The 1,495-nt window shown below is 72.5% G+C and carries 2 protein-coding genes; both read right to left on the reverse strand.

Annotated features, from left to right (window positions below; translation table 11 throughout):
• Positions 1-752, reverse strand: a 752-nt coding sequence (locus tag BJF79_RS39615; protein ID WP_410050202.1) for a maltokinase N-terminal cap-like domain-containing protein, incomplete at its 3' end; no start/stop codon positions are given.
• 2 nt (positions 753-754) lie between these two features.
• A partial coding sequence (locus BJF79_RS39620; protein WP_187357124.1) for an alpha-glucosidase C-terminal domain-containing protein occupies positions 755-1,495 on the reverse strand: 741 nt, incomplete at its 5' end.

Genomic DNA, 1,495 nt, shown 5'->3' on the forward strand with positions numbered 1-1,495 from the left:
CCCCGGCCCGGCCCCGGGCTCGGCGGCGGCGCGGTCGGCGCGGGCGCGGGCTGCGCGAACCAGTCGCGGACGCTGGTGAGCGCGAGCTGCCAGCCGTCGGTCCCGGTCCGCAGGTACTCCGACAGCAGCGCGAGCGTCGCCGGTTCGCCGCCGTCGCCGGGGCCCGGTTCCAGCTCCATCCAGCCGTGCACGGCGGGGACGTGCCCGCAGCCCTGCCGGGACAGCGCGAGGTTGATCTCCAGATCGGGGTTCACGCCGGGCGCCAGCCGCCGGAACAGCTTGCAGATGTAGGCGTCCCCGAAGATCAGCGAGGTGTTGCTCTGCTCGGCCGGGCTCGGCGCCGCCGCGAGGCCGGTGCGGATCGCGGCGCCGGGCGAGTGCCGGAAACGGACGGGCCCGACGTCGTCCTGCGCGGCCATGTGCGCGAGCAGCGGGCCGGTCAGCTCCGGGTCGCAGGCCGCGTCGTAGATGTGCTCCGCGTCGCCGCCCGCCGCCCGGACCCGTCCGATCTCGCCCGGCCGCAGCCGCTCCGGCAGGTCGCGGCGGACGCCGAGGAGCACCTGGTAGCGGTCGGTGACGCCGTCCTGCCCGACGTCCAGGACGAGGTGGTGCAGGCCGGGGTCGCCCGGCCGCAGCACGGTGGCGGTGCCGATCGACAGCCCGTCGATCGGGCGGTGCTTGCCGCCGAACCACCGCTGCCGGGGCAGCCACTCCGCCAGGAGCCGGACGAGCGAGCGGTCGGGCGGCGCCACGGTCAGATCACCTCTTCGCCGGATTCGGTCGCGTCGGGCGGCGGGGAGAGCAGGAACCAGTAGAAGCCGTGGCCCGGCAGGGTCAGCAGGTACGGCAGCTCGCCGACGGCCGGGAACCGCACGCCGCCCATGCACTCGATGGGGGTGGAGCCATGGAACCGCCGCAGGTCCAACTCGACCGGCTGCGGGAAGCGCGACAGGTTGTTCACGCACAGGACGGTGTCCATGCCGCCCCACTGGTTGACGTCCCCGTTGCCGATCTCCCGGGTGTAGGCCAGGACGGACGGGTTCGACGCGGACAGCTCGACGTACGTGCCGACGCCGAACACCGGGTGCCGCTGCCGGATCTCGATCATCTTGCGCGTCCAGTGCAGCAGCGACCCGGAGTTGTCCGCGAACGCCTCGACGTTGACGGCCTGGTAGCCGTAGATCGGGTCCATGATCACCGGCAGGTAGAGCCGCGCCGGGTCGCACTTGGAGAACCCCGCGTTCCGGTCGGGCGTCCACTGCATCGGGGTGCGGACGGCGTCGCGGTCGCCGAGCCAGATGTTGTCGCCCATGCCGATCTCGTCGCCGTAGTACAGGACGGGCGAACCGGGCAGGGAGAGGAGGAGTGCGGTGAACAGTTCGAGCTGGTTGCGGTCGTTGTCGACGAGGGGAGCGAGTCGGCGGCGGATGCCGATGTTCGCCTTCATGCGCGGGTCTTTCGCGTACTCGGCGTACATGTAGTCGCGCTCTTCGTC

This window comes from Actinomadura sp. CNU-125, from assembly GCF_001942465.1.
Taxonomy (GTDB): domain Bacteria; phylum Actinomycetota; class Actinomycetes; order Streptosporangiales; family Streptosporangiaceae; genus Spirillospora.